The sequence below is a fragment of the Salinisphaera sp. Q1T1-3 genome, assembly GCF_003602005.1.
Taxonomy (GTDB): domain Bacteria; phylum Pseudomonadota; class Gammaproteobacteria; order Nevskiales; family Salinisphaeraceae; genus Salinisphaera.
The window spans coordinates 1-10,224 of the sequence record NZ_QZWD01000028.1 but is presented as its reverse complement, the minus strand read 5'-3'; the positions used below and the strand labels follow the sequence as shown (position 1 = coordinate 10,224).

The window sequence follows — 10,224 nt, the reverse complement described above, 5'->3', positions numbered from 1 at the left end:
GCACACACGGCCTGCGATGTGGTGTGGGCGTTACGTTGATCGATCTCGGAAAAGACAGACCCGAGCCACGTCTGCAATACTGCACTCGCGTGCATGACGGCCTTCGCATTTTGGTCGATACGAAGGGCACTATCCGTCATGCACGCCCTTCTGACCACCCCTCGAATAACGCTAAGTATCTGTTAAATAATAAATACTTGTGGGGAACCCTCAGGGACGGACCACGGTTTGATATAGGGGACGGACCCTGAGGGTTCCCCACAAATCAGGCCGATATTGGATAGCAGTGGAGATAGGCTTGAAGTGCTCTCCACGGTGGCTTTTTAACACCGGGCAGGCGTTGCGCGGTTTGGCGCAAAATCGCCCACCCTCGATTCAGTAGCGACATCCGGAAGCGGGTTTCGTGCTCGGATCGTGTCGCCAGCGCGGCCAGCCAAGCCACGAGCGTCGCCAGCATGTGGATCATCAGCAGCATTTCGAGCCGGGCGCCGACTCGAGTCTGCGTATCCTCGAACGCACTGCCGTATTGATGGGACTTGAGATCACGAAAAGCGGTCTCGATCTGCATGCGTAGACCGTAGAGTCGTGCAATCTCGTTCGGGCTCTCGTTCGCCAGACCGCAAGACGCGGCCAAGACCCAGGGCTCACGATATCGCCGCGCCATCTTTTCAGCTTTACCGCCGCCTGCTCTGCGTCGGTCGCGACGGGTCTGATGGCGCCCCTGAATCACCCCGGGATTACCGGAGGCTCGTGAGTTTGAGTCATGCCGCCTCGGCAGACTCGCTGAGTGTGGCATAGAAGTGTTGTTCGGCCTCGGCTGGCGGGATGTCGCCGATCGGCTCCAGCAGCCGCTGATGATTGAACCAGTCGACCCAGTCCAGGGTGGCGAATTCAACGGCCTCCAGATTCGGCCAGGGCCCCCGCTGGCGGATGACTTCCGTTTTGAACAGGCCGATCACGGTTTCGGCCAGGGCATTGTCATAGGAGTTGCCGACGCGGCCGGCGGAGGGCGTGATGCCGACTTCGGCCAGTCGCTCGCTGTAGCGAATGGACAGATATTGCACCCCGCGATCGGTATGCTGAATCAGGCCGGCCGCCGGACCCGGTTGTCGATCGTGGATGGCCTGCTCGAGGGCATCGAGGACAAACGCGGTGTTGGGCGCACTGGCGGCCCGCCAGCCGACGATACGCTTGGCAAAGGCATCGACCACGAAAGCGACATAGACGAAGCCGCGCCAGGTCGCCACATAGGTGAAATCCGCCACCCAGAGCCGATCGGGCGCCTCGGCGGTGAAGTCCCGCCGGACATGATCGTCGGGCGCGGCCTGGCGGGGATCCGCGTGTGTAGTGCGCGGCGGCTGGCCGCGCGTCACGCCACGCAGCCCCATCTTCCGCATCAGCCGCTCGACGGTGCAGCGGGCCACGGCCCACTGCTGGCGCTGCAATTCGCACCAGACCTTGCGGGCGCCATAGACACATCGGTTGTCCTGCCAGATCTGGTCGATGGCCTCGGATACCGTGGCGTCACGCTGAGTACGCGCCGAACGGCGTGCGGGATCGGCCTGCTGGGCCTTGGCGTTATGGTAGGTCGACGGTGCGATCGGCAACATCCGGCAGATCGGCTCGACACCGTAGACCGCACGATGATCGTCAATGAAATCGATCATCACTTGCCGCGGCGGTCGAGCTCCGCCTGGGCAAAATACGCCGAGGCCTTGCGCAGGATCTCGTTGGCACGCTTGAGCTCGCGGTTCTCGCGCTCGAGCGCCTTGACGCGCTCGCGCTCTTCGGTGGTCTGGCCATCACGCAGACCGCGGTCGCGCTCGGCCTGCCTGACCCAACTACGCAGCGTCTCGGGCGTGCAACCGAACTTGCCGGCGATCGAGCCGATCGCCGCCCACTGCGAGGCGTACTCGCTCTGATGATCGAATACCATTCGCACCGCCCGCTCGCGCACTTCCGGGGCATATCGTTTGCTTTGTTTCATGGCTCCAGTCTCTCAAGAGTTGGAGCCTCCGACGAACCCGGGGTGGAGTAGCCCGCGGCCGGCGTCGCGTACGCACCAAATAACATGAGGTCGGCCGACTTCGCGTGATGTCACAAACTCCCAGGGATTCGGGTTTGACCGCGGCGTTGTCATAATACGCGGACACCGGACGCCAAGCCGCGTGGGGGCGATCGCTACGAATCATCACCCGTCCCCGGAGCCGCCCGATCCAATCCCAGCCCAAAGCTTCGACCGATCGGAACCACGGCGTGTGAAACCCAGCGTCCGTGAGCACGATCGGACGGCACGAGGCCGGTAACAGGGCTTGCAAATGTTGGAGAAATCGATCGTGTACCGCCCGGCTATTGAGATCGCGCTGCGGATGGACTTCTTCATATAGCGTCAGGGCACGGCCCTGACGCGGAATCGACGCCCGCAATAACTGCCATTGACCATCCCGTGGCAGTTCGCTCCAATCGACGATGACGACCGGCCGATCTCGCGACACCAGACTCTGCGCCGTAGCGCGATAGATTGCCCAACGATGAGCTTGCATTGAACGATTGCTGAGCCATCGATCCAACCGCTTGAGCGGGGCCGCGATCTGGCGTGAATCGGGCCAATGGCGCGCTAAGGCCATCAAGGTCAGGCGTTGACCGTTAAGACAGGCGCAGACCGCCTTGGATGTGGTCTGAACGTTACGCTGATCCAAACGGGAAAAGACAGACGCAAGCCACTTCTGCAATACTGCGTGGGCGTGCATGGCGGCCTTCGCATTTTGGTCGATACGAAGGGCACTATCCGTCATGCACGCTCTTCTGACCACCCCTCAAAGAAGCGATAACTTGCTGTCGATGAAGCGATAGTTGTGGGGAACCCTCAGGGACAGACCACGGATTCTTTCCAGCGCAAAACGCCTGAATGTTAAAAATCGTGGTCTGTCCTTGAAGGCTGAAAACCGCTAAGTTACTGACAAAGAATAGATGATTGTGGGGAACTCTCAGGGGCTGTCCCCTCATTTTACTCTTGAGCCCTGGCATCTCGCATAGGCGACGTATCGAACAGCCGACGATATTCGCGCATGAATTGCGAGACGCTCTGATACCCGACCGCGAAAGCCGCCGCGCTTGCTGTGATCGTGCCGGTCAGGAGTAATCGTCGCGACAATAGGGGACAGACCACGGATTCTTTCCAGCGCAAAACGCCTGAATGTTAAAAATCGTGGTCTGTCCTTGAAGGCTGAAAACCGCTAAGTTACTGACAAAGAATAGATGATTGTGGGGAACTCTCAGGGGCTGTCCCCTCATTTTACTCTTGAGCCCTGGCATCTCGCATAGGCGACGTATCGAACAGCCGACGATATTCGCGCATGAATTGCGAGACGCTCTGATACCCGACCGCGAAAGCCGCCGCGCTTGCTGTGATCGTGCCGGTCAGGAGTAATCGTCGCGCTTCGTAGAGACGCAGGGTCTTGTGGTATTGGAGCGGCGTCATGCCGGTCGCGCCCTTGAACCGACGGTGAAAGGCGGACGCACTCATGCCAACGGCGTTGGCGACCGCTTCGACGCTGAACGGCTCAGTATAATTCTGTCTGATCAGGTCCAGCGCATCATGAATCCGTGCGATGCGACGATGGCGCGTCGCAAGGCGTTTCAGTGCCGCGCCCTGAGGCCCCTTGAGAAGACGATACACAAGCTCTCGTTCCAGAAGTGGCGCCATGATCGGCACTTCTTCCGGCCGGCCGACCAGGTTCAGCACCCGGCGATAGGTGTCGAGCAGGTCCTGTCCAGCGAGATCGACGCTGAAGCCGCGCTCGGGCAGCGCATTGGCAGAATCGGGCATGCGTGATGTCAGCTCGACGACGATGCTCGTATCGATGGCGAGGCTGATCGCGAGATAAGGTCTTTCGCTATCGGCCTCCGTGATCTTCGCCAACATCGGCAGATCGAGCGATGCGGTGAACGTATGCCCGGCGCGATAAGTCAGCACGTGCGGGCCGATCGTCAATTGCTTTTCTCCCTGCACGATCAGGCTCACCACTGGGCGATGGACTTGCGGCGGAAGGTCGCTGCACCGGCTGACCTTGAGCAGCCCGATATTGGCGATCGATGTGGAAGTAAGGCCTTCTTGGCCAAGACAAGCCACGTTCGACGCCAGCTCTGCCATCTTGTCGTCCATCGGCCTGTTCCTCTTTTCCGTGCGCACTCTATTCGTGGCGGAGAATCACTGATTGAGCAGAAATAGGCAATCATGGGGGCGTATTGAACACGACGATCGAGCACGCCAGGCCTATCCTGATCATTCAACTCAGGGAGAGGAGGAGAGGATATGAAACGTACCGGAAACACGATCTTCATCACCGGCGGCGGTTCCGGCATCGGGCGTGCGCTGGCCCATCGCTGGCATGACGAGGGCAACAGGGTGATCGTTGCAGGGCGCCGGCGCGAAGCCCTGGAAGAGACGGTCGCAGGCCGATCGGGGATGGCATACTACGAACTGGACGTTAGCGATCCCGATGCGATCAGGAGCGTGGCCGGACGGCTGACGACCGATCACCCCGGCCTCAACGTTCTCGTCAATTGCGCCGGAATTTCCGGGTTGGAAGATCCGACGACGACTCGCGATCTATCGCGCACGTCGGACATTGTCGAAACCAATCTGCTTGGCCCCATCCGCATGACCGACGCGCTGGTGGATCATCTGAAAGGGCAGCCCGATGCGGCCATCCTCGTCGTTTCCTCGGGCACCGGCTTTGTACCCTATCCGGGCGCGGCGACCTACTCGGCGAGCAAGGCCGCGATCCACTCCTATACGTTATCGCTGCGAGCGCTGCTGAAGGGGGCCACGCAGGTCATCGAAATCATCCCGCCGATGGTGGCGACCGATCTGCTGGACGGCCTGACCGCGTCCCCCCTCAGTGTGCCGCTCGACAAGTTCGCGGATGATGTGATGGCGCAGTTGACCGGGCAACCGGAAGCCGACGAAATTATCGTGGAGGAGGTCGAACCGTTCCGTTTCGCCGAACGCGACGGAAAGATGCGGGAGATCGTGGCGAGCATGATCGCCGACGATTGAAAGGACGCGCGGCCGCCGCCCCTGCGAATAATAGGGGACGTGAATAATAGAGGACGTACCACGTTTTCTGTTCTGCCACGCTTTTATTCAAAGCAAAGCTCAAAAACGCTAAAAATAGTGGTCTGATTTGTCCCTTAATTCTCTTGCCTTAATTCTCCTGTCGGCCTCGTCTCAAAATCGCTCATGACATTTTCCTTTGCGAAGGCATCAGGGACGGTGTCCGTTGCTGGTCTGATCGCATCGATACGCAAGGTCTTTCTGCGTCTGGATGAGGGCCAGCCGCGACTTCAATTCGCGCTCGATATTGTCGAAGGCGACGCTGCCCATTGCCACACGAAGGGGGATCGTCTCGGCGTCGGCGAGCGCAAGCATCTCGGCCGCCATCTTTGCCGCGTCGCCCATCGGAACATCGAAGCCGCCGGACCGGAGCGCGTCACGCAGTTGCGCGGTCGGCGTCCCGTCATAATCAGCAATGCGTTCTCCCATATCGATCCCTGTGAGGAAGTTGGTTTCCGTCGGGCCCGGCTCAATGAGGCAGAAGTCGATGCCGAACGAAGCGACTTCCTGCGCGACGGCTCCCACGAAGCCTTCCTGGCCCCATTTCGAAGCATGGTAGGTGGAGAAGCCCGGATATGAGATTCGGCCGCCCTCCGAGGAGACCTGCAGAATGCGACCACCGCGCTGGCTGCGGAGGTGCGGCAGGAGCGAACGGGTGAACAGAACCGTACCCGTCAGGTTCGTCTCGATCTGCCGTCTGATCTGATCCGGCGTGAGTTCCTCGATCGCACCGAATGTGCCGTAGCCGGCATTGCTGAGGACGACATCGATCCGGCCGAATCGGTCGAAAGCCTTCTTGATCGCGGCATCGATCGACGCCTTGTCGGTCAGATCCATGTGAAGCCGAATCATGCGGTCGCCGGCGCTGTTCGCGAGGTCGTCCAGTGCCTCTGGGCGTCGCGCAAGCGCCGCGATCCTATCGCCACGGGCAATCAGCTTCTGCGTTACAAGCCTGCCGAAGCCCGAATTGGCCCCGGTCACGAGATATGTCCTGGTCATCGTCGTTTTCCTTCAATCGTCGTTCGATCCGAATTTAGCTGTTCGAACTACTCGAATGAAGGAGGTGGATGGCCATCAACCTGTTCGATATTGTGCATCAATGAATGAACCGACCCTCAAGGAATTCCGCACCGCTCTTGCTGTCGCCGATGCCGGAAGCTTCCGAGCGGCCGCACATCGGCTCGATGCAGCTCCCTCCACCCTCAGTCACGCAGTTGCGGGGCTGGAGGAAAAGCTCGGTCGGCGACTCTTCAACCGCTCGACCCGCAGCATTGCGGTCACCCCAGAGGGAGCGGCGATCCTTGCCCGGATCGCCTCCTTGATCGCTGAGTTCGACGCGGCACTTGCCTCGGGCGGCCAGGCGGAGGGAAGTGTCGCGGGAAACCTGAGGATAAACGCGCCGCTGTCGGCGGCCTCGTTCCTCCTGTCGGACATTCTGCCGGCCTTCCACGCGCAACATCCGCAAATCGAGATCGACCTACGTCACGAGGAGCGGATGGTAGACATCGTCGCGGCGGGTTGCGACGCAGGCATTCGGCTCGGCCGGACGGTACCGCCGGACATGGTCGGCGTTCCGTTCGGCCCATCGCTCCGGTTTTTGCCTGTTGCGTCGCCTGCCTATCTTGCTGACCGCGGAACACCGGAGCATCCTCGCGACCTGCTGGACCATCGCTGCATCCGGACGCGGATGCCGCGTGGCGAGCGCTATTCGTGGCAGTTCGCGAAAAACGATGAGCAATTGGAAATCGACGTCCCCGGCTTCCTGACGCTCGACCGAATGGCATTGATGATCGACGCCGCCGTGGACGGTATGGGCATTGCCTACGTCATGGAGAACGCCGCAAAACGACAGATCCTTGACGGTCGTCTCGTTCCACTTCTCAGCGACTGGTGCCCCGCCGACGAGCGCTACTTGCTCTACTTCCCGGGTCGCCGCCACGTCCCGGCGCCGCTCCGCGCCTTCATCGATTTCGTCAAAGCGACCGTCAATCATGACTGACTGTTAGTAGGCGTCACGGGGGTGTCCGCTCGGAATATATTGGACGGACCACGGTTTAATGATTTTATTGTGGCCCGTTTCCAATGCCGTTCGAGCCAACGACGCGACCTCATGGCTACGACTTAACCTGATCGGCCTAGCGATGCCAGCTATTATGCGGCAGCTCCTGGCCACGCTTGGCCGCTGCCAACCTGTCGGCGAGTTCGGCCCTATTGAGGGGAATACAGTACGCGGGCATGGCGCGTTCGAAGCGCCAGCTTTCATCCAGGCTTCCGGCATCCAACGCGTCGAAGCCGATATCGGCATGACGTTCGGCGACAATCGTCTTCGCGCCCGCATCGTCGCCGGCAATCGGCAGTGCCCGGTTGCCTTTGACTGGCGGGCGATCGCCCCGAGGCAGATCATCGGCCAGGATCGCGTTGAACGCCTTGACCCAAATGGCGCCCGGCGCATAGCGCGCCGCCCATTGACTGGTCGTCGATTCGAACGCGTCGAGTTCGGCGATACGACCATCGCGATCCGGAATGTAGTTCATCGCGTCCACCACGATCTTGCCCTGCAACTCGGCAGCCGGCAGATCGCGTGCGGCGATCAACGGCACCGCAGCGATCACGATGTCGCCAAAAAGCGCGGCCTCTTTCGGCGTTCCAGCCTGCACGGATTCGATATCAATACGCTCAGGCCGACGCGAACTTACCAGTAATTCATGCCCGGCATCGCGCAGCAGTCGTGCGAGACTGCCGCCGATATTGCCGGCGCCCAGGATGCCAATTTTCATCTCGATACCTCTTTCAGAACGGGTGACGAGATGATCGTAATTGCGAACGATTCGATTCAGAATACCGTTTTCGATGTCGGCAGTTGAAAGTGAGAGTTTTGAATGGATCGCCTGACCAGCCTGAAGGTCTTTCTAAGAGCCATCGATCTGGGGTCATTCTCGGCGGCGGCGCGCGATCTCGGCATGTCGCCCCAGATGGCCGGCAAGCATGTCGATGCCCTGGAGGCGCGGTTCGGCACCGCGTTGCTGCACCGATCGACACGGCAACTCAGCCTGACCGACGCCGGGCGTATCTGTGCACAGGGGGCGCGACGCACGCTCGAGGCCGCCGACGCAATGCAGGCATCGGTCGAGAATCTGACCGATAAGCCCTACGGCACGCTTCGCGTCACGGTGCCGTCGAGCCTGGGGCGTTGCCGGGTCGTTCCGAATTTGCCGGCGTTCTGGGAAACCTACCCGGATATCAAGCTGGAACTGACGCTGACCGACCGTCGGGTCGATCTGACCGGCGAAGGCCTCGATATCGCCCTGCGTATCGGTCAGCTACGCGACTCGGAACTCTCGGCGCGTGGACTCCCGCCGTTTCGTATCGCCGCTTTTGCCTCGCCCGGTTACATAGAACGGCACGGCATGCCCGGTCACCCGGCCGAACTGGAACGACATCGTTGCCTGGATTACGCTTTCGACAGCTACCCGGCACCGCATCTCTGGCGCTTTACCCGGGGCGATGAGCACATCGAAATCCATCCGCAGGGCGCGGTCGCGATCAACGATGCGACGTCGCTGATCGATCTCGCGCTTGCCGATGCTGGTGTGGTCATGACGGGTGAATTGAACGTCATCGACCATGTGGCCTCGGGCCGCCTGCTGCGGCTGTTCCCGGACCACACGAGCCTCGCGCAACCGCTGAACCTGCTGTTTCATCCTCGCCGTACCCTCTCACCCAAGGAACGCGTCTTCATCGACTGGATCGTCGATCTGCTCGGGTAAGCCGGCGCGTTGGCGATAGCCTGGCGGCCCAACACGATAGAGATCGAGAATCCGGGAATCGGAAGTCTGGGGACAGTATATTCAATCCGAAATCACCTTAACTAACTAGAAAGAAATATATCTGAGCCATTTGGCTAACTAAGCGAACCCTCAGGGGCCGAAAACGATAAAGTGCTACGATTTTCGCAGAACACTTTTCAAAGAGCCTGCCCGTGTCTCGTTGCTCGCGTAGGCAAATAATAGGTGTCTGGAGCGGTCCGGCCCATCCGGCTTCTGTCCACTCTGTCGTATCGGCCGATAGGCTGGCGAGGGCGGTCCAATCTGCGCACATTAGATGCGCGCGGTCCACGAGCGCCGTAAGCTGGGGCCAGGTTTCACCGGACAATATGTATGCGCACTGGGTTATATGTACTGGCGGCTGTTTGCCTGTTTATAGCCGGATCGGCACAGGCCGCCGAGCAGTGGACCGTGGTTGTGTCGAACGCCGATTCGGCGGGGCAGCCCAGGACGGCAGCCGTATGGCAGTTGCCCGAGATGGCGGATGATCGGGATTTCTGCGAACAGTTGGCGGATACTTTTACACGCAAGCAATTTGCGGATCGCGACCTGACCGGGCGCTGTGTGCGTACCGATGCCGTCGTGACTCGGCCGGACGAGGCCATGCCGCGCGACCAGCGCATCGTGTTGGCAGTCGCCTTCCACGATCGTCACGACGCGTCGATAACCGCCTATCCCACGGTCGACGCCTGTCAGGCCGCTGCGCAGGATTCGGTAGAGACGTGGTGTGGGATCGTTCGTCAGCGTCTGGTTCAGGCGAGCGATCGAGCAGGGTAGGCCCAAGCCAATAAAGGCGCGGCGTGCCTTCGAAGCGGCTGGGGCCGGCCTGGTATCGCGCACGATGCGAGACCGGCCCCGCCCAGTTCCTGTCTTGAGGGCCGCGATCTATCCTGTTTCCTCTAGCAGTTAGTCGTCGAAGCGCCGAGCTAGACGGAATCGACCGCGGGTGATGTAGAGACCGTATGCTTGATTCCGTTAACGCTCATTCGGTACACCGTTGCCCGACACGAGCCGCCTCAACGAGAGGCGGTTTTCGCGTCTTCTTCGTTGCGGACGCTGTGCTGTGCAGCCATGCGCACCCCGATAAACGCCAGCGCCGACATCGCAGCACCCGCCAGCGGTAGTGCCTGATAACCGAGCCCGGCAGCGATCACTGGAGTAGCCCCGTAGAACGCCGGACACAGATCAGTGCTTAAATACGAGGTAGGCATATGACTGTGGATAGGACTAGTGCGATGGGTGGTGGGAGCGAGCTGTTGGGGCCGGAGCGCCGGCGTCGCT

Annotated in this window: 11 protein-coding genes, 2 pseudogenes and 1 other annotated feature; of the genes and pseudogenes, 5 read left to right on the top strand and 8 right to left on the bottom strand. The window is 60.5% G+C overall.

Annotation, left to right across the window (positions count from 1 at the left end; all coding sequences use genetic code 11):
* Positions 1 to 265: 265 nt before the first annotated feature.
* The 5 genes and pseudogenes from D3260_RS16925 to D3260_RS16905 form a co-directional block, all read right to left on the bottom strand.
* Positions 266 to 664 carry a transposase gene (locus tag D3260_RS16925; RefSeq protein ID WP_233544120.1) on the bottom strand — a complete coding sequence of 133 codons (399 nt, stop codon included), beginning with the start codon at positions 662 to 664 and terminating at the stop codon, positions 266 to 268.
* Positions 665 to 761: 97 nt separating this feature from the next.
* A protein-coding gene (locus tag D3260_RS16920; protein WP_370456335.1) for an IS3 family transposase occupies positions 762 to 1,936 on the bottom strand; the annotation gives its coding sequence in 2 pieces (ribosomal slippage) (positions 762 to 1,702 and positions 1,702 to 1,936; 1,176 coding nt in all).
* Positions 1,593 to 1,709, bottom strand: a sequence feature (AL1L pseudoknot). It overlaps the preceding gene by 117 nt.
* Positions 1,842 to 2,627, bottom strand: a complete 786-nt coding sequence (locus D3260_RS18215) for an IS4 family transposase (RefSeq protein ID WP_370456334.1) — start codon at positions 2,625 to 2,627, stop codon at positions 1,842 to 1,844. The genes D3260_RS16920 and D3260_RS18215 overlap by 95 nt, the downstream gene beginning before the upstream one ends.
* Positions 2,628 to 3,007: 380 nt before the next feature.
* Positions 3,008 to 3,151: pseudogene (locus tag D3260_RS18210) on the bottom strand (AraC family transcriptional regulator); the annotation flags it as partial.
* 144 nt (positions 3,152 to 3,295) lie between these two features.
* A complete protein-coding gene (locus tag D3260_RS16905; protein ID WP_120099790.1) occupies positions 3,296 to 4,165 on the bottom strand; it encodes an AraC family transcriptional regulator in 870 nt (289 codons plus the stop codon).
* Between the two features lie 150 nt (positions 4,166 to 4,315).
* On the opposite strand from D3260_RS16905, the gene D3260_RS16900 reads away from it, so the two are divergent.
* Entirely contained in the window at positions 4,316 to 5,062 is a 747-nt protein-coding gene (locus D3260_RS16900; protein ID WP_019950995.1) for an SDR family oxidoreductase, read from the top strand.
* A gap of 207 nt (positions 5,063 to 5,269) precedes the next feature.
* Here the strand turns inward: D3260_RS16900 and D3260_RS16895 are convergent, their stop codons facing one another.
* On the bottom strand, positions 5,270 to 6,118 hold the full coding sequence (locus D3260_RS16895; protein ID WP_120099789.1) for an SDR family oxidoreductase: 849 nt from the start codon (positions 6,116 to 6,118) through the stop codon (positions 5,270 to 5,272).
* 100 nt (positions 6,119 to 6,218) lie between these two features.
* Here D3260_RS16895 and D3260_RS16890 point away from each other — a divergent pair, with 100 nt between their 5' ends.
* Positions 6,219 to 7,118 (top strand): LysR family transcriptional regulator, encoded by a 900-nt coding sequence (locus D3260_RS16890; RefSeq protein ID WP_120099788.1) that lies wholly within the window; start codon positions 6,219 to 6,221, stop codon positions 7,116 to 7,118.
* Positions 7,119 to 7,254: 136 nt separating this feature from the next.
* On the opposite strand, the gene D3260_RS16885 is transcribed toward D3260_RS16890, so the two are convergent.
* Positions 7,255 to 7,896 carry an NADPH-dependent F420 reductase gene (locus tag D3260_RS16885; protein ID WP_120099787.1) on the bottom strand — a complete coding sequence of 214 codons (642 nt, stop codon included), beginning with the start codon at positions 7,894 to 7,896 and terminating at the stop codon, positions 7,255 to 7,257.
* On the opposite strand from D3260_RS16885, the gene D3260_RS17690 reads away from it, so the two are divergent.
* From D3260_RS17690 to D3260_RS16875, 3 genes are all read left to right on the top strand, one after another.
* Positions 7,825 to 7,983: a hypothetical protein gene (locus tag D3260_RS17690; protein WP_199671571.1), complete on the top strand. Its 159-nt coding sequence runs from the start codon at positions 7,825 to 7,827 to the stop codon at positions 7,981 to 7,983. The genes D3260_RS16885 and D3260_RS17690 overlap by 72 nt on opposite strands.
* Positions 7,984 to 7,998: 15 nt before the next feature.
* Positions 7,999 to 8,886 carry a LysR family transcriptional regulator gene (locus D3260_RS16880; RefSeq protein WP_120099786.1) on the top strand — a complete coding sequence of 296 codons (888 nt, stop codon included), beginning with the start codon at positions 7,999 to 8,001 and terminating at the stop codon, positions 8,884 to 8,886.
* Positions 8,887 to 9,360: 474 nt separating this feature from the next.
* Complete coding sequence (locus D3260_RS16875) at positions 9,361 to 9,720, top strand: hypothetical protein (RefSeq protein ID WP_147418250.1); 360 nt, start codon at positions 9,361 to 9,363, stop codon at positions 9,718 to 9,720.
* A 239-nt stretch (positions 9,721 to 9,959) separates the two neighbouring features.
* On the opposite strand, the pseudogene D3260_RS16870 reads toward D3260_RS16875, so the two are convergent.
* Positions 9,960 to 10,224: pseudogene (locus tag D3260_RS16870) on the bottom strand (hypothetical protein); the annotation flags it as partial.